The organism is Chryseobacterium sp. W4I1, assembly GCF_030816115.1.
GTDB lineage: Bacteria > Bacteroidota > Bacteroidia > Flavobacteriales > Weeksellaceae > Chryseobacterium.
Window position 1 is genome coordinate 2570935 of the sequence record NZ_JAUSXQ010000001.1, and the last position, 21459, is coordinate 2592393.

General features: G+C 36.7%; 21 protein-coding genes. 11 read left to right on the plus strand and 10 right to left on the minus strand.

Translation table 11 applies throughout. The features are described from left to right. Positions 1–146 precede the first annotated feature (146 nt). Positions 147–1169, minus strand: a complete 1023-nt coding sequence (locus QF044_RS11875; RefSeq protein WP_307267385.1) for a 3-oxoacyl-ACP synthase III family protein — start codon at positions 1167–1169, stop codon at positions 147–149. A 73-nt stretch (positions 1170–1242) separates the two neighbouring features. On the opposite strand from QF044_RS11875, the gene QF044_RS11880 reads away from it, so the two are divergent. After that, positions 1243–2142: a CorA family divalent cation transporter gene (locus tag QF044_RS11880; protein WP_307267387.1), complete on the plus strand. Its 900-nt coding sequence runs from the start codon at positions 1243–1245 to the stop codon at positions 2140–2142. Positions 2143–2249: 107 nt separating this feature from the next. Beyond that, on the plus strand, positions 2250–3836 hold the full coding sequence (locus QF044_RS11885; protein WP_307267388.1) for a patatin-like phospholipase family protein: 1587 nt from the start codon (positions 2250–2252) through the stop codon (positions 3834–3836). Positions 3837–4093: 257 nt separating this feature from the next. Here QF044_RS11885 and QF044_RS11890 read toward each other — a convergent pair whose 3' ends face one another. Then, the gene (locus QF044_RS11890) at positions 4094–4624 is read right to left on the minus strand and encodes an NAD(P)H-dependent oxidoreductase (RefSeq protein ID WP_307267391.1); all 531 of its coding nucleotides are present in this window, start codon (positions 4622–4624) and stop codon (positions 4094–4096) included. A 93-nt stretch (positions 4625–4717) separates the two neighbouring features. On the opposite strand from QF044_RS11890, the gene QF044_RS11895 reads away from it, so the two are divergent. Both QF044_RS11895 and QF044_RS11900 read left to right on the plus strand, forming a co-directional pair. After that, a complete protein-coding gene (locus QF044_RS11895; RefSeq protein ID WP_307267393.1) occupies positions 4718–5110 on the plus strand; it encodes a helix-turn-helix domain-containing protein in 393 nt (130 codons plus the stop codon). Positions 5111–5261: 151 nt separating this feature from the next. Then, on the plus strand, positions 5262–5858 hold the full coding sequence (locus QF044_RS11900) for a hypothetical protein (RefSeq protein WP_307267395.1): 597 nt from the start codon (positions 5262–5264) through the stop codon (positions 5856–5858). A gap of 59 nt (positions 5859–5917) precedes the next feature. Here the strand turns inward: QF044_RS11900 and QF044_RS11905 are convergent, their stop codons facing one another. Then, entirely contained in the window at positions 5918–6466 is a 549-nt protein-coding gene (locus QF044_RS11905; RefSeq protein ID WP_307267396.1) for a DNA-3-methyladenine glycosylase I, read from the minus strand. Positions 6467–6612: 146 nt separating this feature from the next. Between QF044_RS11905 and QF044_RS11910 the strand changes: the two genes are divergently transcribed. Genes QF044_RS11910 through QF044_RS11920 form a run of 3 tightly spaced genes read left to right on the plus strand, consistent with a single transcriptional unit; the run spans position 6613 to position 8994 of the window. Next, positions 6613–7527, plus strand: coding sequence for an alpha/beta hydrolase (locus QF044_RS11910; RefSeq protein WP_307267398.1), 915 nt, complete (start codon positions 6613–6615; stop codon positions 7525–7527). A 17-nt stretch (positions 7528–7544) separates the two neighbouring features. Next, positions 7545–7928, plus strand: a complete 384-nt coding sequence (locus QF044_RS11915) for a hypothetical protein (RefSeq protein WP_307267400.1) — start codon at positions 7545–7547, stop codon at positions 7926–7928. Positions 7929–7983: 55 nt separating this feature from the next. Next, positions 7984–8994: a TQO small subunit DoxD gene (locus QF044_RS11920; RefSeq protein WP_307267402.1), complete on the plus strand. Its 1011-nt coding sequence runs from the start codon at positions 7984–7986 to the stop codon at positions 8992–8994. A 107-nt stretch (positions 8995–9101) separates the two neighbouring features. On the opposite strand, the gene QF044_RS11925 is transcribed toward QF044_RS11920, so the two are convergent. From QF044_RS11925 to QF044_RS11945, 5 genes are all read right to left on the minus strand, one after another. Then, positions 9102–10676, minus strand: a complete 1575-nt coding sequence (locus QF044_RS11925) for a DHA2 family efflux MFS transporter permease subunit (RefSeq protein WP_307267405.1) — start codon at positions 10674–10676, stop codon at positions 9102–9104. Between the two features lie 487 nt (positions 10677–11163). Continuing rightward, positions 11164–12267 carry an HlyD family secretion protein gene (locus tag QF044_RS11930; RefSeq protein ID WP_307267407.1) on the minus strand — a complete coding sequence of 368 codons (1104 nt, stop codon included), beginning with the start codon at positions 12265–12267 and terminating at the stop codon, positions 11164–11166. 14 nt (positions 12268–12281) lie between these two features. Then, complete coding sequence (locus QF044_RS11935) at positions 12282–13601, minus strand: TolC family protein (protein ID WP_307267410.1); 1320 nt, start codon at positions 13599–13601, stop codon at positions 12282–12284. Beyond that, positions 13585–14211, minus strand: a complete 627-nt coding sequence (locus tag QF044_RS11940) for a TetR/AcrR family transcriptional regulator (RefSeq protein WP_307267413.1) — start codon at positions 14209–14211, stop codon at positions 13585–13587. The genes QF044_RS11935 and QF044_RS11940 overlap by 17 nt, the downstream gene beginning before the upstream one ends. A gap of 362 nt (positions 14212–14573) precedes the next feature. Next, on the minus strand, positions 14574–15692 hold the full coding sequence (locus tag QF044_RS11945) for a DNA polymerase III subunit delta' (RefSeq protein ID WP_307267415.1): 1119 nt from the start codon (positions 15690–15692) through the stop codon (positions 14574–14576). Between the two features lie 430 nt (positions 15693–16122). Here QF044_RS11945 and QF044_RS11950 point away from each other — a divergent pair, with 430 nt between their 5' ends. The 3 genes from QF044_RS11950 to QF044_RS11960 are packed head-to-tail and all read left to right on the plus strand — an operon-like array spanning position 16123 to position 19065. After that, on the plus strand, positions 16123–17421 hold the full coding sequence (locus QF044_RS11950) for a hypothetical protein (RefSeq protein ID WP_307267418.1): 1299 nt from the start codon (positions 16123–16125) through the stop codon (positions 17419–17421). Between the two features lies 1 nt (position 17422). Continuing rightward, positions 17423–18019 (plus strand): LPS export ABC transporter periplasmic protein LptC, encoded by a 597-nt coding sequence (gene lptC / locus QF044_RS11955; RefSeq protein ID WP_307267421.1) that lies wholly within the window; start codon positions 17423–17425, stop codon positions 18017–18019. A gap of 17 nt (positions 18020–18036) precedes the next feature. Continuing rightward, on the plus strand, positions 18037–19065 hold the full coding sequence (locus QF044_RS11960) for an anhydro-N-acetylmuramic acid kinase (RefSeq protein WP_307267424.1): 1029 nt from the start codon (positions 18037–18039) through the stop codon (positions 19063–19065). Between the two features lie 29 nt (positions 19066–19094). Here the strand turns inward: QF044_RS11960 and QF044_RS11965 are convergent, their stop codons facing one another. Beyond that, the gene (locus tag QF044_RS11965) at positions 19095–19484 is read right to left on the minus strand and encodes an SRPBCC family protein (protein WP_307267427.1); all 390 of its coding nucleotides are present in this window, start codon (positions 19482–19484) and stop codon (positions 19095–19097) included. Between the two features lie 40 nt (positions 19485–19524). On the opposite strand from QF044_RS11965, the gene QF044_RS11970 reads away from it, so the two are divergent. After that, entirely contained in the window at positions 19525–20136 is a 612-nt protein-coding gene (locus tag QF044_RS11970) for an NUDIX hydrolase (RefSeq protein ID WP_307267429.1), read from the plus strand. Here the strand turns inward: QF044_RS11970 and murF are convergent. Beyond that, positions 20129–21400 (minus strand): UDP-N-acetylmuramoyl-tripeptide--D-alanyl-D-alanine ligase, encoded by a 1272-nt coding sequence (gene murF / locus QF044_RS11975; protein ID WP_307267432.1) that lies wholly within the window; start codon positions 21398–21400, stop codon positions 20129–20131. The genes QF044_RS11970 and murF overlap by 8 nt on opposite strands. Between the last annotated feature and the right edge of the window lie 59 nt (positions 21401–21459).

Consider the following 21459-nt stretch of genomic DNA (forward strand, 5'->3'; position numbering starts at 1 on the left):
AACCGCAGAGCTTTGCTCTGCGGTTTTTTTATGTACGTAAACCACCCCGTCAAAAATTTTAAAAATTTTTGCCCCCCTCCAATGGATGGGAATTATCAGTTGGTTGTATTTTCTTTGCCTTTAACTTTAGCTACTAATCTTTTAGCTTAATATTCAAACAGGACACTTCCCCAAGTAAATCCGCTTCCGAATGCTGAAAGAAGTACCAGATCTCCTCTTTTGATCTTTCCTTCCTCAATAGCTTCACTTAAAGCAATTGGAATAGAAGCCGCAGTTGTATTTCCGTATTTCTGAATATTGTTGTGGACTTTCTCATCCGGAAGTCCAAACTTCTGCTGTACAAACTGGGCAATTCTAAGGTTGGCCTGGTGAGGAATGAACATATCCAGATCTTCGATAGTTTTACCGGCTTTGTCTAAAGCTTCCTGCATGGTTTCAGGAAATCTTGTCACCGCATGTTTGAATACAAAATTGCCGTTCATGATCGGGTAAACTTCCTTATCCGTTACATTTTCCGGTTCTTTTCTCATTCTGTCGCTCCATCCGAATTTTGAACCCGGGAACTGTGTACACAGCTCATCGGCATATTTCCCTTCAGAATGCATATTGACCGCTAAAATATCTCCTGCATTTTCATCTTCCGTCGCCGAAAGTATAATTGCTCCTGCCCCATCTCCGAAGATCACAGAAACTCCTCTTCCTTCATCAGAAAAATCCAGTCCGAAAGAATGGATCTCTGCACCTACTACCAATATATTTTTATAGGTTCCCGACTTAATAAAAGCGTTGGCAACACTCACGGCATATACGAATCCTGAACATTGATTTCTTACATCAAGAGCTCCAATGGTATCACATCCCAACATATCCTGAAGCAATACACCGCAACCCGGGAAATAATAATCCGGAGAAAGTGTCGCAAAAACAATATAATCTATATCCTGAGCCGTCAGTCCTGCTTTTTCAAGTGCTTTTTCAGAGGCTTTAAATGCCAGATAAGCCGTGGTTTCCTGAGAGTCATTTCTGTTTTTTCTGTGTCTTCTTTCTTTGATTCCCGTTCTTTCTGTAATCCAGTCATCATTGGTGGTCATCAGTTTAGCTAAATCATCATTCGTAACAACATTATCTGGAACATAAAATCCGATCCCTTTTATTGTACTTTTAATCATATAGTTTGTTTAATTTTGGCAAAGATAAAATTATTTAACACATAGTTTTTCAAAATATTAGTATTTTTATTCTATGCCAATTGACACGATATACAGAGATTCCCAATGTGAATGGGTGGATGTAGAGGCTCCCACACCGGAGGACCTGAAATTTCTTCACGAAAGATATGAGATCAACAATCTTCTTCTGGAAGATACAATGGATCCGAACCACCTTCCAAAATATGAAGAAGATGGCAATGTAAAGTTCTTTCTTCTCCGGGAAAGCACGGAACTGGAACGGAAAAACCTCAATACCATCAGCGATATCAGTACGAAAATCGGGATTTTTCTGGTAGACAACACCATCATCACGATTCACAGGATGAAGGCAAAAAGCATTTCGGAGACGAAGAAACAGGTTTCAGCTATGCAGACAGAAGTTCCACCTCAAAAAATTGCTTTAATGATCGCCCTGTTGATTATGAAAAGTTTTGATGATGAATCTTTAAGCCTTCTGGAAACGATGGATAATATTGAAAATGAAATTTTCCTTAAAAATACAAACCATACCAATCAGATCAGAAGATTGTATAAGCTGAAGCGAAAATCAGGACTGAATTCCAGGGTATTGACGATTTCCACAGATGCAGTAGATAAATTTAAATTATTGAATCTTCAGGATTCGGAGATCGTAGATTTAAAAGACAAGCATAAAGATGTAGTAGCAGATTTTGATCATCTGAATATCCAGATCACCAACCTTATTTCCATGTTTCTGGCACTTTCAGATCAGAAGGCCAACCAGGTGATGAAAGTTTTGGCTATTTATTCTGTGTATTTTCTTCCCATTACCTTTATTGCAGGTGTTTATGGGATGAATTTTGACAATATGCCTGAACTTCATCACAAATACGGTTATTTTATTACAATAGGGGTTATGGCTTTGGTAGTGATCTGCACGTTTATATATGCCAGACGGAAGCAGTGGTAATTTTTTTGAGAAAAGACATCAACGACAGAATATTTTGTTGATATCTTAAAACTTAACAGAATCTTTTATTGGCTTATATCTTAGAATATTCAATAAAACTCTAATCCATGAAAACAGAAATATTGGATAAAATTCTTTCAGAAGATGTACTTTCCCAGAAATCTAAAGAAAAGCTCTCTGTACTGCATAAGAATATTTCTGCAAAAGAATTTTCTGATCTGCTGGATGCACAGAAAAACCAATATGTGGAATTTGTGCAGGAAGGTGGCGGCGTCTGGGGAAGTGCGCTGGTAGGTTATCTTTATGGTCTGGAAATCTTCGGTATCCGTTTTTTGAAAGTAGCAGGAACAAGTGCGGGAGCTATTAATACCATGCTTATTGCTGCATGCAAAACCAAAGAAGAAGCAAAAAGTGAAGTGATCAAGGATATACTTTTCAGCTGGAATTTCGCTGATTTTATGGATGGAAAAACCTATGTGAAAACAACAATTCATGCCATCCTGAACAATAAAGATTTTTTTAAGATCAATGCTATTATTCTGGCGATCATCATGATCATTCTTATTATTATTCCTTTCGCCGCACAGCCTGAGACAACTTTAAGTGCAAAACTTCTTTTTCTGATTCCCTTAATTCCGGTCATTATCGCTTTTTTCTGTATGAGAAAGTTTTACAGTGATTTCAGGAAGCAAAACAGTGGGTTCAATCCCGGCAACACTTTTTTAAGCACCATGCAGAATGTACTGGATGGTTTCGGAATTAAAACAGTAGCTGATCTCAATGAAAAATTTATTCAGAAAGAATATGGTCTCAATCTTAATTACCGTTACGGAAACACCCAGGAATATTATACAATTGCTTTAAAAAGTATTGAAGCGATCAAGGCAAAAAACATTGAGCATATTGATGAAACACGCTACAGAATATTTTATGAAAGCGCCGTGAACAATGATTACTATAAGAACAATCCTTTTTACCAGCTTCGCTCAGAATACGTAGTGATTACTACTGATATTAATGCAAAGATTAAGGTAGAACTTCCTACGATGGCCAATTTATACTGGTCTGAGGAAGAGCTGAAGCACATCAGCCCGGCTGAGTTTGTGAGAGCTTCCATGTCTGTACCGTTCTTTTTTGAGCCCTTTCAGAAAAGGATCAACAGGGATGACAGCTCAGTGAAATACGCCTGGAAATTCTGGATGAATACAAAACCGGAAGACATCTACCCGGTCGGAATTTTTATCGATGGCGGAAGTATTTCCAATTTCCCGATCGATATTTTTCATGCCAGTGACGTATTTTATCCGAGAATGCCACTTTTCGGGGTACAGCTGACCAGCGACTCGGATATTCTTTCGGAAAAAGGAAAAACCAGCGAACAGATTATGAAAACACCTTTTTCTTATGCGAGAAACATCATCAGCACTTTAAAAGGTTTCAATGATAAATCTTTTCTTACAAAACACAGTTTCTACCGTCTTTTCAGTATTCAAAGCGTTAATTGTGGAACGAGCAGCTGGCTGAATTTCTTTATGAAAAGAGAGGAAAAAGAAGATCTTTTCAACAGAGGCTTTCAAGCTGCCCTGGATTTTCTGAACCAGTTCGACTGGGAAAAATATAAGTATGAACGAATGATGCTTTCTATGAAGGAGAATAAAATATTGAAGGAAGAGGATACACCTACTGTGGGATAAGGAATTTTGAGTATTTTAGGCCTCAAATAATCTGCTATGAAATACATCTGTGAATGCTGCGGCGAAGAGAAATTTATTATGTCGAAGAAAAAATAAATCATCTTGATCCCAATGGCTTTATTCATCTGCATCTAATTTATAAACTGATTCGACATTGATCAGCTGGAGGATTGAAGATGTAGATTATAAAGAGTAATCATAAAATCAGGGAAGGCCGTATTATCAAATTGACAATACAACCTTTCCGGAAGATTAATCTATAAGGAATCTAAAAAATCCAGATACAACGGGACACTCCTCTCAACCCATTCTTGTGAAGGATCATTTTCTATTCCGTAGTAAACAAAAGGTTCAGGGTAATCTGCTTTGATATAGTCAAAAGTGAGTTCATAGGGACGGAAAAGCTCATTCATGGTATATTTATATTTTCCGGATGCGCTATAGCCTTCTTCATCAATTCCTGCCGTAACAGCCAGTGTGATCTTCTTTCCTCCAACTCTATAACCGCTTTTGCTTCCATATGCCCAGCCGTAAAGCAGGACCTCATCGAACCATTTTTTCAAAAGCGGGGGACTGCTGAACCAATAAAATGGAAACTGGAAGATGATTCTGTCATAAGACTCTATCAACTGTTGCTCTTTTGCAGCGTCTATCTTTTCATCTGGATATGCATCATATAAGGAATGTACAGTATATTTTTCAGGATATTTTTTCAATTCTTCCATCCATCTTTTATTGATCACTGATTTTTCTATATCAGGGTGAATCAGTATTATTAATATTTTCATTTTTCGTTTGAATTTCTTCAGCAAAAATAATATACGTAACTTACATTTTAAACATTAGTGACCAATTGTACGGTACTATAAAAAATGTAAGTAATGACTAAAATAAAGGAAACATCAACCAATTTTGCCAATAAAAAAGCGCTTGCAGATGAATGTCCGGAGATCTATGCTTCCAATACGATCGGTGGACAATGGGCATTAGCCATCTGCTGTTATCTGATCAACGGTAAACTGAGATTTGGTGAGCTGAGAAAACGCTTAAACAATATTACAGAACGGATGCTCACTCTGCAGCTCCGCAGGTTAGAAGCAGACAGGATTATCACCAGAACTGTTTACGCTGAAGTCCCTCCACGGGTCGAATATGAACTCACAGAAATTGGCTATAAGCTGAAACCCATTATCCTGGAATTTGAAAAATGGGGTACGGAACATAAGGAGATTATGCGTAATAAACATTCAGCTTCTGAACCTGAAAACATATAAAATCGTTGAATACATATTTGGCTAAAGCCAATTGATTTATTTTATTCATTGAACGGGCTAAAGCCCGCTCCTATTGATAAAACAGATGTCATCAATATAATTCTAATTCATCCAAAGGTTTATTTACATAATATAAAAACTATCACTTTTCATGCATAAAATTTTAGTAATCCTTTTTATATTTTTAAATTTTACTATTCTATTTTCACAGAATATTAATAAGTATAACAGAATTTTAAAGATAGAAAACTTACCATTCAACAATTATGAAATGAGGGTTTACAAGAAATATACAATTTCTACAGGATTAGAAATGTTTAGGTTATATCAGGATAATACAGAAAAGTGGATCGGAGAACTTTATACAACGGAAGCAACAGCAAATCAACAAATAAATATCAAAAAAACAGATCTCAATTTACCTAAAAATATAAAATTGGTTTGGGCAAAAATTCTTGATACGGATCTATTACATCTCCCACCGTGGGAAAACATTCAATATAAATTAGAAAAGAAAAATAAAGATTATTTTACAGAAGATGATGAAATTGTATCTTCAGTATCTAAGTCGGCTATATTAGATGGTTTTACGTATTATCTAAAGGTAAAAACTGATAAAAATGAAAATGAATTTGAATATGATAATCCGGAATCGTATTTAAAAATTTATCCTAATGTTGATGAGCTAATTTCTTTTACAGAATTGCTGAATTTATTAAGAAGTGAATTCAGAATTTTCCATAAATAATCTAAAAATATTGATTTCAGATTTCATTAAAAACTCTCAAACTCTAAAGCCCAAACACTCTACTCCTTCCAAAGCGGTTTCTGTTCCAGCACATGCTTATAAACAGGACAGCTCTCTGCATGGGCACCTTTGAGGTATCCCGTGCTCATTAAAAATTCGTTTACGATTTCTCCGCCGGTAAATTTAAATGTCTTTTTGAAAAGCTTCATCCACTCCTGAAGGGTTTTGGGATGATGATGCTCCAGCCATTTTTCAAAAGATCCGAATTCTCGCTGCAGTTCTGTAATGGTTTTAGCATTTTCAATGGCCGCATTTATTTTCAGCCGGTTGCGGATAATTCCCGGATCATTCATAAGCCTTTCCCGATCTTCTTCTGTATATGCTGCAATAGCATGAATATCAAAATTATGGTATGCCTTCCTGAAGCTTTCTTCTTTTTTCAATACAGTCTCCCAACTCAGACCTGCCTGATTGATTTCCAGAATCAGCCTTCCAAACAGTTCATTATCATCGTGAATGGGAAATCCGTAATGGTTGTCATGGTAGTTCTTATGAAGTTCTTTTCTGCTTTCAGGCTTCATTCCTTCTATGGCTAAACAATAACTCATTTAATAGGTTTCTTTTAATTACATATTTCTGATGATAAAGTTAAGGCAGTTTTGTGACAACTGTTAGTCAGCAGCATTTTTAATTTTAAATTATGCTGGGGAATTGTAAAGAAACATCATACATTAGAGACTTCAAAAAATAATGTATGAGAGTCCTTCTGTCTTTTCTTTTTGCCTTGATTTCTATTTCCTTTAATGCCCAGCAAATCTATTCTAAAGCTTATGGTAACCCAAAAGATATGCCTGTCATTTTCATTCATGGCGGACCGAGTGGAAATTCAACATTATTTGAAGGAAGTACAGCTCAAAAGTTTGCAGAAAAAGGATTTTATGTGATTGTCTATGACCGACGCGGGGAAGGCAGATCAAAAGATGAGAATGCTTCAATGACCTTTAAAGAGAGTTTTGAAGATCTCAATCAAATCTACAAAAAGTACGGTATCCGGAAAGCAAATATCCTTGCCCACAGCTTCGGAGGAATCATAGGAACTCTTTTTACCAGGCAGTTTCCTGAAAAAGTAAGTTCACTTACTCTTGCAGGAGCTCTTTTTACCCAGCAGGAAACTTATGATCACATCTTAAAAGAGGCTAAAAATCAATTCAAAAACGATTCTGTTCAGCTTAAAGAGATCGCTGAAATTGAAAGTTTAAGCAAAAACTCGGCTGCTTACAGGAAAAGATGTTATGAAATTGCAGGTAAAATGAAATTTTTCACAATGTCCTCGCCGACTCCTGAAAGCCAGCAGCTAAGGGATGAATATGAGTCTGGTGAATTTTATGCCGTTAATTTCAGAAACCCTGAATCACCTTTGAAATTTTATAAAAACGAATCCCGAAACAATCTGGATAATACTTCTGTTTTAAAAGAAATTAAAAAAGCAGGTGTTCCCATTTTTGCAGTTTACGGAAAAGATGACGGAATATTTTCTGAGAAGCAGCTTAACGATATGAAAAACATTGTCGGAAAAAATCATTTTAAAATCATTGAGAACTGCTCACATTATTTATTTGTAGATCAGCAGGATGAATTTCTGCAATTCATGAGCCTACATCTAAAATAAAATGTAGTTTTGTAAAAATGCCTGCCATAGAAACCCATATGAGAAATTATAAAGCATTCATCATGATGCTTGTACTGGCATTTTCATTATCCCCGTGCTCCGTAAAAAGAGATGTTCTCAGTGTTTTTGACATTCAGTATTTCAGCGGTTTAAATAAAGTTAAAACAACAGCCGGTACAGTAGTATCGTTTTGCGATGCGTCAGCTGAGAGATCATCATCTTTAAAAGCTTTTTCAAAAAAACGGCTCCAGCTTAAAAACAAAATCTCTTTTTTAAGTTCAGATGTGTTTTATAATTCAGGGAATGTAAAAATCACTTTCAACCAATATTCCGGTACAACTTCCGGAAACAGCCCGCCGAAATATATCTTATTTAAAAGACTGAAATTACATATGGCTTAGACTTTTGTCTAAATCAATTTTACAATAAACAGTTTTTTAATACAATACAATTTTAATGAAACATCTATCAGACAGCCGGTCTTATGACCTGGCCGGACTTTATACATTATCTTTCCGCCTTGTTATCGGGTGGACTTATTTTTCAGCATTTTGGCGCAGGCTTATTCTTGAAAACAAATTAATCCCTGATGAAGCAGGATATATCGGAGGAAAATTCAATCATTTCTTGCCTAATGCCTTAGGAATAAAAACAATCATAGAATATCTGGTGACCCATCCCGATGCCCTGCAAAGGTCAATGATGGCTTTTACCATTATTGAGGCAGTGGTAGGACTTTTCATTATCCTGGGGCTTTTTACAAGGTTAATGAGTATTGGGATCTTCGGTCTTGCGATGGGAATTCTTCTGGGTTCCGGCTGGATAGGAACAACCTGTCTGGATGAATGGCAAATCGGTGTTTTAGGTATTGCAGGCGGATTTGTTCTGTTTCTTACCGGAAGCGGTCCTTTTTCCCTGGATCATTATTTTATTAAGAACAATAAAAGATTTACTCATAAAAAATGGTTTCTATGGTTGGGATCCGGCGTTCTGCCACTGGCAAAACCTAAAACGCTTGTAGTGGCAGGTTCAGTTTTTATTTTCGGGCTTACGCTATTGACCAACCAATATTTCCATGGCGGTGTCTGGGGGACGCTCCATAATAAGTCAATAAAACCGAAGATTGAGATTTCTAATATTTCTATCAGGAATTCTGATCTGGTATTTGAAGTTTACAGAACGGAAGGAGTAGATGTCTACGGTTCTTTTCTGATCGGAATCCATATCCTGGATAAGGATGGACATATGGTAAAGGAACTTAATCATAAAGAGCTTTCAAAATTTCCGAAAGAAAACATCAAAAATCATTATGTAGCAAAGGTAAAACCGGGGAAGCACAGCCTGATTATTCCACTGGGTTCAAAAGCTGATATTAAGGTAGATCTGGCTGACATTTCACCAGAAAATATTCATATGATAAAGTTGATTGACATCAGCGGGATTGAATGGACAGCGAAGATTGAATAAAAATCAGAGTTTTTCATTTAAATTAATAAGAATTTAAAACTATTGAATCATTCCATAAAAAAGCCTCCGGATTAATTCCGGAGGCTTTGTATTTATTCAAATAAAATTTAGTGTACACCACTCAAATCTATTTTTTCTTTGCTTTTTCGTTCTTTTACTAATAAGATAAACGGAATACAAATCAGGAAGGCAATTCCTAAATAAAGGAAAACGTCCATATAAGACAATACCGTAGCCTGTTTGGTGACTGTAAGATCAAGCATTTTATAAGCCGCATTCATTGCTGCATCGGGAGTCATCCCTTTCGCCATAAAGCTTGCCTTTAATCCTGCTAATCTTTGCTGGACATCAAAATCATTGGAATCTAAATGAGAAACCAAATTGACTCTGTATTTCTGACTGGCATTCGCAATAAATGTGGTGATGGCTGCAATCCCGAAAGATCCTCCCAACTGTCTCATCATCCCTGTAAATGCTGCTCCCTGACCAATTTCCTGACCTTTCAGAGTACTTAATGATAAGGAAGTGATCGGAATAAATAATAGTCCTAATCCTGCTCCTCTTACCATCAGCATCCAGAAGAATGCATCTTTACCGGTGTCTGGAGTCAAGATTTTATATCCCCAGAAACTGTACACAAAGAAGGTAAATAATCCTAAGGAAACCAGGATTTGTTGTTTTACCCCTTTTGAAAGTAATTTACCAATAATAGGCATCATGAAAGCAGTTGTTAATGCTGCCGGAATCATCAATGCTCCGGATTCTAAGGCCGTCCACCCCAAAATACTCTGGGTATACAGCGGAACGATGAACGTAGACCCATACAAACCAAATCCTAATACAAAGGACATAACGGTTCCAATCCTTAAGTTACTGTTTTTCAAAACCCTCAGTTCTACAATCGGATATTTGAAGGTAAGTTCCCGCCAGAGGAATAATATAAATCCTAAAACTGCTGATACGGTAAATATCACAATCCACTCACTTGCAAACCAGTCTTCTTCATGTCCTCTTTCTAAGATATACTGTAATGAACCTACGGTAACTGCCAATAGAGCAATTCCTAACCAGTCTACATCTGAAGCTTTACGTTTTTCGGCATATTTCGGACTTTTTATAAACTGTAAGGTCATTAAAGTTGCCGCAATACCAATTGGAATATTAATATAGAAAATATATGGCCAGCTAAAATTATCAACAATATACCCTCCTAACGGCGGACCTAATGTTGGGCCAATAATTACTCCCAAACCATAAATAGCCTGAGCCATACTTCTTTTTTCAATAGGATATGATTCTGTAATAATGGTTTGTGAAGTTACCAATAAGGCTCCCCCTCCGATTCCCTGGCATAATCTGAAGAATACCAATTCCCAAATATTATCTGCATTACCACATAAGAATGAGAACACGGTAAAAATGATAATAGAGGCTGCAAAGTAATTTCTTCGTCCGAACTGCTGGGATAGCCAACTGGTCATAGGTACAATAATTACGTTACCAATTGCATAAGCCGTAATTACCCAGCCTACTTCAGAAAGTGTAGACCCCAGGTTACCTTTCATCTCGTTCAGGGCAACGTTCACAATCGTGGAATCCACAATTTCAAGCAAAGCACAGAGGATTGCTGTGATCGTAATGATCACCCTCCGGGCTCCATATTCTACTAATGAATCTTGCATAGTTTTTTTATAGGTATTAAAAAATCAAGAGATTATGAGATTTAGAAATTTTAAGAAACGGAACAAGTTTTTTTACGAACTAACTTTGTCCTTTATTAATTTTCTATTGGATTGTCGGGCTTTTCAGATTCTGGTTTAAGCCCAACATTAATTTCTAAATCCCTTAATTCCTTACTATTTTTAATTATTTTTTAAAAGTGAATTGTCAATTATCAATCAACTCCATGGTCAATTTTACTACTTCATTTCTACCTCATCATTGATTTTCATCTACAAAACCGGTATCAACTTCTTTGTCAGTTTTCTGCTTCATTATACCTCTCCATTGAATTTCATCTGCATCATCATCTTCATTGCCTCATTTCCTTCTTCATCACTGAATTCTTACACAGGGCCGGCATCAACCTTCATCATCAATCTTACTACTCCCTATTACATTCGTCATTTGACATGCTTCAGCAAAATTGACAATTCACTTATTTAAATATTATTTTAAAGAAACTTCAGCTTTCACATTCATTCCTGTTCTTAATTTTTTAGCAATATTCGGGTCCAGTTTTACAAAGTCTATCTTCACAGGAAGTCTCTGTACCACTTTCACGAAGTTACCACTTGCGTTATCCGGAGGAAGAATAGAGAATGTAGAACCTGTAGCCGGAGAGAATGAGCTTACCACTCCGTCAAATTCTGTATCAGGAAAAGCATCAATCTCGATTTTTACCTTCTGGCCTTCTACCATTTTATCCACCTGAGTTTCTTTAAAGTTAGCAATAACCCATTTTTGATCATTTTTAACTAAGCTGAATAACTGAGATCCCGCCTGTAAATACTGTCCTGCCTGAATCGGAACTTTTCCAACAAATCCGTCTTCAGGAGCCAGGATAATTGTATAGGAAAGGTTTAGTTTTGCATTTTCTACATCTACCTCTCTCTGTTTAGCAACTGAACCTGCCACGCTGATCTGCTGAGAACTTGCAGCGGTCTGAGAAGAAGCAATGTTCGTTTGCTGAGCAATCTGATTTCTCTGATCCACTAATACCTGAAGCTGTCTGTCCGCAGATTGTTTTGCTGCCAAAGCCTGCTCATATTGCTGTTCTGTAATGGAATGGTCTTTTACCAGGACAGAATATCTTTTCAGATCCTGACCGGTTTTCCAAACATTCACTTTAGCCGCTTCTATTTGTGCATTGGCTGTTGTAACAGCAGCCTGAGAAGATGTAATGTTTTTAGAAGTAGCTGTAGTTGTAGCCTGTGCATTGGAAATATTGCTTTTCGCAGTTGATAAAGCCGCTTCCGCCTGTACCAAGGCCATTTTCTGATCCCTGTTGTCCAGGATAACCAAAGTATCTCCTTTCTTTACAAATTGATTGTCTTTTACTTTTATTTGCGTTACATATCCTGAAATCTTAGAAATTACAGGGCTCATATTGGAAGCAATCTGAGCATCGTCAGTTTCTTCGTGGCTCTGCCCATAAGAATATGTTCTATAACCGTAAATCCCTCCTACCACAACGACAACCGCTAAAATTATCGGGAAAACTAAACTTTTTTTCTTTTTAGTTTCTACTGCTGGTGTATTATTATTTTCCATTTTTGGTCCTAGTCTTATTTAATTGTTAAAGTTCCTGTAGTTTGTAATAGTTTTCTATAAGCCAGTGCTGCGTCTGCTTTTGCATTGATCACTCCTACATTTGATGAGATCTGAGCTGCATCAGCATCCAAAAGTTCGGTCATTGTTGCCAAACCGTTATCGTATTTATTTTTTGTAATCCTGTAATTTTCATTGGCCTGTTCAGCAGCTTTTTCATACACCGATATTCTTTTTTTAGAATAATCTGTATTCTGATATTCTCTGTTGACATCAAGCTTTATATTATCATTCAGTAATTCGTCAGTAGCCGCCAGCTGCTTTTCTCTTGCCTGAGACTGTTTTAGGGAAGAGTTTTCTTTCCAGAGGTTGGATAAATTATAAGAAATACCAACTCCAACATTCACAGCGTTGTAAAGGGTAAGGAATTTCGGAATATCCGCCGCTACATATCCTCCGGTAAATGCTATGGAAGGAAGGTTTTCAGCCTTAGCCGATTTCGATCCCAGTTCTGCAGCTTTTCTTTGCTGAGCCAAAGCCTGTAAATCTTTACGGTTTTCTCTTGCCTCATTTATATAATAATCAACCGCCTTTACTTCTGAGCCTTCATCGATATAATTCTGATCCACCTCAATTTCTGTAGTTTCCGGAATACCTAATAACAGATCCATATTGATATTGGCAATATTATAGTTGTTTTTTGCTTCCAGTAATTGCAGTTCAATATTTGAAGTCTGAAGGTTTGCTTTTAAACGGTCATTCCTTGCAATAACACCGTTATTTTCAAGCTTCAGAAAAGTTTCGTCTCTCTTTTGAGAAGCCGTAAGGTTTTCTTCTAAAACTTTAATGGACTGATGAGCTTTAAACAAATTATTGTAAGCCTGGGCTACATTATAAGCAATCGCTATTTTATCATTTTCCGTGCTTAATTTTGATGCTTCCACCAAATATTTAGCAGATTGGATACCATATTTTATTCTTCCCCCGCTGTAGATCGGAACACTAAGATTCACGGATCCGTAGGCTACCTGATGTACTTCCGGACCTCCTGCTGCTGCCCCTGAAGCGCTGGAAAGCTTTAGATCAATCGTTGGTTTAATAGGAAGATACATATAGCTGCCCGAAACTTTCAGTTCAGGAAGCTGTCTGTTTTTAGCTTCCAAAAGATCTGCCGTAGCTTCTTCAATCTTAGCGGCGTCAATCTTAAGGTTTTTACTGTTCTGGATTCCCAGCTGCACTGCTTCATCGAGAGTGAGCTGTTTTTTCTCCTGAGCATTTATGGCTGCAATTCCCATGAAAAGGGATAATGCCAACACCGAGTTATTTATTCTCTTCATAACCTAGAAGGTCTTTTAGTAAATATTTTATATGTTTATTAAGTTCTGTGTAGTAGTTTTCGTCGAAGACTTCCTCTTCCTGTGTATCATTAAGGAATTCCTGATACATTTCTTTCGCATTGGATGCATAAAATAAAGTCCCGCTTACTGTAGCATGAAGCAGATAAATAGGTGGATTCTTGGTAAATATTCCTTTTTTAAGTCCACTTTCCAGCACCTGTGAATACATGGAAATAAAGCCCATCTTGGTCTGTTTCAGAAATTCCACGATTTGTGTATTTTCTGTATACAGCTGCTCCCTCTGCATGATTCTGTAAAAGCATTTATGATGCCTTACTCTATCTGAAAACTGATCTACGATCTTTTCTATCTTCTGCCACTCATTGATATCCGTTCTCTCAAGAATATCTTTAGCAAAGAACTGACCTTCACTCATTCTGTATTCAACTAATTTTTCATACAGTTTTTCTTTAGATCCGAAATAGTATGAGATCATAGATATATTTACATTCGCTGCCTTTGAAATCTCTCTGGTGGAGGTTCCTTCAAAACCTTTTTCAGCAAAAAGCTTCTCTGCGGCAAACAATATATTCTCTTCTTTTGAAACCATAGCTTATCTATTTTTCAGGGTGCAAATTTAAACAAGATTTTAACAAAATCAAACGATTGATTGATTTTTTAATGTATATTTAATATTTGCCAATATAAAGTTCTGGTAATTAGACCGTTTAAATTATATAAAACCTAACAATCATAATCAAAAAAAAGATATTGATGTTAATATTCCGTTAATTTCACTTCATCTTTGAACAGAAAACTTTAAAAAATGGGAAATTATAATAGAAAGGAAAAATAAATTGGAAAAAAATGGAGTAAAAATCAACGATAATCTGTCCGTCAGAAATACAAAAAAAGTCCGGATGATATCCAGACTTATATTTTAAAAATTCAGCAGAGAAATATGTAGCTGAATTATGAATTTTTATGAATGTAACGTGATAATTTTATACCCAAATCTGTCCAGACAATTTTAGGATTTCCGTTTCGGGTAAGATGAAGATCAGCAGTATTGATTTCTTCTAAAATGCTTTCGATATTCGCCCCGCTTATAAATTTTGAAAAACCTGTCCAGTTGAAGCCCTCTGCATCAATCTTTTTATAGACAAGATTTTCGGACTGATAGTTCTGAAGCAAAGCAAGCCTGAAGATCTCCGAGCAGTAGTTCAGAAAATTTTTCTGTTTTTCCCTGTTCCATCCTGCAATTTCTCTGGCCCAGAAGATAATACTTTTAAGGAATTGTGGCTTCTTCTTTACCATAAATGCATCCCTCACCCACTGTATAAAAAGCTTTTCGAATTCATCACTTTTGTGCCCGGAATTTAAAATCTTTATAGCATCATTAAGATTCCCCTGCGCCTCATGGATAATCTCCCCTGCTTTTTCAGCAGAAACAGAAAAGTTTTTTTTAAGATAATTTTCCAGATCTTCATCATTGATCCTGGGTACTTCTACAATCTGTGTCCTGGAAAGAATGGTGGGAAGAATATCGTTGGTAGTTTCGGCGGTAAGAAGGATAAGGGTCTTTGTCGGCGGCTCTTCCAGAAATTTCAGGAATTTGTTGGCGGCAGCAACATTCATTTTATCAGCTCTCCAAACGATCAGAATTTTAGTTCCCCCTTCAAAACTTTTTAAAGCAAATTTCTGATTCTGGTCATCTATTTCATCTGCAGAAATAAAGAGCTGCTTGTTTTCAGATTCCAGGAAGGCAGTCCAGTCATCATAACTCGAATAAGGAGATGCCATGATCATTTCCCTGAATTCTTCAAATTTATTTTTGCTTAAAGAATTTTTGTTATCCGTAAAAACCGGGAAGCTGAAATGCAGATCAAGGTGATTCAAATGCTCAACTTTAGAAGCGGCATGTTCATTTTCCTGACTAAAAACCTCTTTGGCATAAGCCAATACCATAGGAAGTGTTCCATAGCCTTCTTTTCCAATAAAAAGCTGGGCATGGCTCACCCGGTTTTCAGCAATGCTTTCCCGAAGAAGTTTTTTCAGATTTTCCTGTCCGGCAATGTTCTCCCAATTCATGTCCCAAAGATAAAAAAACTGGGGAAGAATTTGAGGTTAAATTTTAGAATAGTGTTAAATGTGAATGGTGAGTTTTTGCTTCGTAAGTCAATGGTCAATTTTGGTGCGTAGTGTGATGCGTGTTTCGAGGTTAGAGATCAGATATTAATTTTGGGTTGATGAAATTTTCGATATCATGTTTCATATCTACATACATTATACTTACTATAACTGGAAAGCCTGCAATTAAATTCACTGTGAAGCAAATTTACTGTTCACTATTCACCTATTTGGCTGCCAAAAGAATTCACTTTTAACAATTTCTATTTCCGCTTCATTAATAAATCGACAAAAAAGCCCATCAATTCTGTCCTTAACAAACTTTAACCACATATAATTTTTACAATTCATTAATATTTAAGATATTTGCGCATTGTTTTAAAAATAAAGAATGAAAAAAATCTTTGCGGTATCATTCATATCAGTTGGATACTTCCTAAATGCACAGAGTATTAGTAACTCTCCGTATGCAACTTATGGAATTGGAGATGTAAAATATGATAATACGATTGAAACTGCCTCTATGGGTGGTATATCTACTGCTTATATCAGTGATTTCACGAGCAACTTCAATTTCGCAAACCCTGCGAATAACTCTAATTTCGAGCTTACAAGTATTAAACTGGAAGCTACCAACGAAAACAATTACTTCAAAACAAATTATAACGATACGAAGTCTACCAAACATTCTACTTATCTTTCTAATATAGCATTAGCCTTTCCTTTGTCTCCAAAGGTTAAGCTGGGACTTTCCTATCAGCCTTACAGCTCCAAAAGCTATGATATTGTAAATATGAGTTCTGATAAGGAGGGAAATTTATTCTCCAATCGTTTTAGTGGAAGTGGAACGCTGAATACTGCCCAGGCAGCTGTATCTTATAAGATCGATCAGAATTTTGCTGTAGGTTTGAGAGCCAACCTATACTTTGGAAATCTTTATGATTTGAATGAGCTTAGAACTGCTGATAAAGATGGGAATGTTTCTGAATTTATTAACGGTTATGAAACCAAAAACAGCATCAAAAACTTCAACTTCACGCTTGGGGGTAGCTATCAGAGCCTGAATACGCGTACTGATAGAAAACTGACCATTGGAGCTACTGCTACGTTTGGAAACACAAGCAATATGACTACTGATTATGTCAACAGTACCTATGTGTATTCTGATGCAGCCAATTCGGTAAAAGCTTTGGAAACGATCATCGATCAGAAAAGTACAAGCTCTAAAAACCTTCTTCCGCTACAGGCATCTTTAGGTGTTGGTTATGGAAGTGAAAATCACTGGTTTGTTTCAGGGCAGCTTGATTATAAAAAAGGTGAAGATATTTCATATTTCGGAAAATCTTTTGATTTCCAGGATACATACAGAATTTCTGCCGGAGGTTGGTATTTACCAAACTACAATAACTTCAGAAGCTATTTCTCAAGGGTAGTTTACAGATACGGAGCCTTCTATGAAAGAGGAAACCTTAAAATAAACGGTAACAGCATCAATAAGTTCGGGATCTCAGGAGGTGTAATGCTTCCATTCAAAACAAGTAGTATCACCAGAATGAGTGGTCTTGAACTTGGTTTGGAAATAGGAAAAAGAGGAACTCTTAAAAATAACCTGATCAATCAGAACTTTATTAACCTAAGGGTCGGCTTCAACTTTGCTGACAGATGGTTCAGAAAGAATCTGTACAACTAAAATGAATTTTTCAAAAAAAATATCATATAAAAATATAGCATGCCTTTTTAGTTGTGCTATATTTTTTATATTGACATCCTGTGAAGAGGATCTTACCAAAGCCAATGGCAACAAAAGTAAGAACTTCCCATCACAGATTATTAACAATGCCAATATCATACAGCGGGATTCGGGCTTTATATCTTTAAAAGCTAAAGCACCTATTATTGAAAAATACGAACTGATCGACAGTCCCTATGTTGTAGCAAGAAAAGGGATTAATATAGAGTTCTTTGATAAAAAGAAACCTAAAGTGCCCGGTAAGATTACCGCTAAATATGCCCGTATTTTTGAATATAAAAAATTCTACGAAGCAAAAGGTGATGTAAGGATTACTACCAATGAGGGACAGCGTTTTGCTATGGAAACCATCTACTGGGATCAGAAGAAAAATAGGATCTACACCAAAGATACGGTATACGTTACGATGGAAGACGGCTCTACCCTTGTGGGGGCCAACGGTATGACGGCCAAAGATGATTTCTCTGAATACACCTTCTTTAATAGCTCAGGTGATTTCAGTACCAAAAGACTCGAAGAAAAAAAAACACCGCAGTAATATGAGATTTCAGGCTATTGGGCTCATGTCCGGGAACCAGTCTGGACGGCCTGGATATCTGTTTTGCAGCCTTCGAAAAAAAGGAACGCTGGAATTTTCAGATCCTGCAGGCAGAAACCCTTCCCTATCCTCAAAAATGGGAGGAAAAGCTTAGAAATTCCATCCATTTATCTCCAGAAGAATTACTGAAACTTCATTCAGAATACGGTTTTTATCTGGGACAAAAAGTTCAGGAATTTATTACAAAGAACGATCTTGAAAACATAGATCTGATCGCGTCTCACGGTCATACGGTTTTTCACCAGCCTCATAAAAAATTTACACTGCAGATCGGGGATGGCAGAGCTGTTAAAATAGCTACGGGCCTTCCTGTTGTTTATGATTTCAGAAGCCAGGATGTTCTGATGGGTGGAAACGGCGCTCCTTTGGTACCCATTGGTGATGAGCTGCTTTTTTCCGGATATGATGCATGCCTCAATCTGGGCGGGTTTTCCAATATCTCTTTAAGACAGAACAATCAAAGAATCGCCTTTGATATTGCCCCGGTGAATATTGTACTGAACAGATTAGCACAGAAATTTAATAAAAGTTTTGATGAAAATGGCGATCTGGCAAGAAAAGGTAATATAAACGAAGATCTTTTAGAGAAACTTAATACATTGAAATTCTACAGCCAGCCGCACCCTAAATCTTTAGGCATCGAATGGTGCACAGAGTCTATTTTTCCGCTTTTAGAAAACATTGAAACAGGAAATGTCATGGCTACTTTTACAGAACATATTGCCCTGCAGATTTCTGATGTCATCAATAAAAACAATTTGCAGAATGTTCTTTGCACAGGCGGAGGCACATATAATACTTTTCTGACCGAAAAGATCAAAGAAAAAACCGGATCCAAAATCATGATCCCTGAAAATGAGATCATCAATTACAAAGAAGCCCTGATCTTTGCTTTTATGGGTGTTTTAAGGATGAATAATGAGATCAATGTTCTTTCATCTGCAACCGGCAGTTCCAAAGATCACAGCTCAGGAATCGTTGCATAAAAAAACCTTCATTACTGAAGGTCTGATTTTTATTTGTAAGCTTCGATCTTATCTGTCAAAGTATTGATAAAGTTCTGAAGCGGTTTTTCTACCATCATTTTGATGAAAGGATTGAATTTACCTTCAAAAAGCATCTGAACTTCTGTCTGATTTTCACTTACAGGATTCAAAGTAGCTGTTAATGTAAAATCCAGACTTGAGCTTGCTGATTTCAAAACAGCTTTCTGCTCATCCACTTCATCTATTTTCAAAGCGATTTCCGGCATTCCCTGTAATCCGAATTTGAATCCGTTGTCTCTTGTTTCAAATTTCTGAAGACCGTCCGGCATAAAATCTTTATAGTTTTCAGGTGATTTCAATAATTCAGATAGATCTTTAGATGATTTATTAACAATAATTTTTCGTCCTTCTAAATTCATTTTTTATTTTTGTATTTAAATTCTTAATTATTACAAATATATGTATAAAGTTTTTGTGAACGAAAAAAAATTATTACTGTCTAAGCAATCTGAAAACTTAGAAAAAACGCTTGGATATGAAAACGTCACAAGCCTGGAAATCGCTCTCGATCTTCTGGAAAATACATCTATAAGGGAATTGAATGTTTACGGTGAGAATATTGACGAAATCTGGAAGGAGTTTCAAACGCTTTTCAGAATTATAGAAGCTGCCGGAGGACTTGTCAGCAATTCTCAAGGCGAACTCCTTTTCATCAAAAGGCTGGGCAAATGGGATCTTCCTAAAGGTAAGATGGAGAAGGGAGAATCCCGTGAAGAATCTGCAGTAAGGGAGATTGAAGAAGAAACCGGGCTGAAAGATGTCGAGCTTGTAGATTTCATTAATACGACTTACCATATCTATATCGAAAGAAACGGTGAAAAGATCCTTAAATGTACACACTGGTTTGAAATGAATTTCAATGGTGAAGATACTTCTAAGCCTCAGATTGAAGAAGGAATCACTGAAGTAGCCTGGAAAAACACCACCCAGATCGAGGATGAAGTTTTCCCAAGCACATTCAAAAATATCAAACTGATTGTAAAAGAGTTCTGGAATTTAAAGACTAGATAAATTCTATCGCTTTTTCCAGTGCAATTCCCCGCGATCCTTTTAACAAAATATTTTCAGACTGGATTGTATTGTGCTGAAGGTATTCTATAAGTTCTGCCGTATTTTCAAAAGATAATGGTGAAGGATTAACATTTTTAAAATGCTTTCCTACCGTGATGACCTGGTCAAAAGCAAGCTCATGGGCAAGTTTTAGGATAGATACATGTTCTTTCTCACTTTCATCACCTAACTCAAGCATATCTCCGATAATGACTGTTTTTGCCCCTTCAAAAGTGGCGAAATTCTGCAGGGAAGCAGTCATTGAGCTGGGATTGGCATTATAGGTATCAAGCACTAATGTTCTTCCTTCCTTTGTCACAACCTGCGAGCGCATGTTGGTTGGCGTATAATTTTCTATCGCCTGCTTTATTTTATCAAAGCTGATCCCAAAATGCAGTCCAAGACTGGCTGCTGCACACAGATTGGTAAAATTATATTCTCCGGTCAGTTTTGAAACGGCTTTTTCACCTTTAAAATTAAGCCCTACAAAATGTTCTTCTGAGAACAGCCCGAAATCGTAATCGGAACTCTCTTTTCCAAACGTAATCTTAGGAGTGTAGTTTTCGGTTTTTTCCGTTTGAATAGGATCGTTCTCATTTACAACAATGGTCTTGTGATGACTTTTCAGATAATCATACAGTTCAGACTTACCTTTGATAACCCCTTCAAATCCACCAAAACCTTCCAGGTGGGCTTTCCCAAAATTGGTAATATATCCAAAATCGGGTTGTGAAATCCTACATAAAAGTTCTATTTCTTTCTGGTGATTGGCTCCCATTTCTACCACAGCCATTTCATGTTCCGTTTTAATGGAAAGAATGGTTAACGGTACCCCGATATGGTTATTCAAATTTCCGGAGGTATACTGTACATTAAATTTTTCAGCAAGCACGGCATGGATGATTTCTTTGGTGGTAGTCTTTCCGTTACTTCCGGTAAGGCCTATAACAGGGATACCCAGCTGGTTTCTATGATGCACTGCAAGCTGTTGCAGAAATTCCAATGTAGACGGAACACAGAATATGTTTCTGTCCTTATTTTCAAATTCCGGCTGTTCCACAATCACCGCCAAAGCACCATCGTCAACTGCTTTTTCTGCTAAAGCAGCAGCATTGAAATTTTCACCGGAAAAAGCAAAGAAAATATCATTTCTGCCAACTTTCCTGCTGTCGATTGTTACTTTATCTGACTTTAAAAACAAAGGATAAAACTGTTCTGTATTCATAGTTCAAAAATAAAAAAACCTTCCGGAAATCCGGAAGGTTTTTTGTAAGTATTTTTTGA